We start from the raw sequence: 303 nt of genomic DNA, 5'->3' as shown, positions 1-303 counted from the left end.
CAGCACCTTGGCCTTGAGCGCGGAAATGTCCTGCTCGCCCGCCAGCGGGTGGTCGACTGGCGGGATCGGGTCTTGCCACAGCAGCTCTTCATTGGGCATTTCCGGGCCCAAGTAGCGCGCCAGCGGGCCCATGTCGCGGTGGATCAGCTTGTACCAGGCGCGGGCGAAAGCATCTGCCAGTTGCTCAGGGTTGTCCTTGAAGCGCTTGGCGATAGGCCCATAGACCGGGTCGAAGCGCAGCGCCAGGTCGGACGTGAGCATCGACGGCGCGTGGCGTTTGGCCGGGTCGTGGGCATCCGGTAC

General features: G+C 66.0%; 1 pseudogene. It reads right to left on the bottom strand.

The window, feature by feature from the left end:
* Window positions 1–303, bottom strand: a pseudogene (locus QWI17_RS06700) (catalase/peroxidase HPI); the annotation flags it as partial.

This window comes from Gilvimarinus gilvus (assembly GCF_030518155.1).
Taxonomy (GTDB): domain Bacteria; phylum Pseudomonadota; class Gammaproteobacteria; order Pseudomonadales; family Cellvibrionaceae; genus Gilvimarinus; species Gilvimarinus gilvus.
Note: the sequence above shows the minus strand (reverse complement) of the source record. Positions and strands in the feature narration are given on the sequence as shown.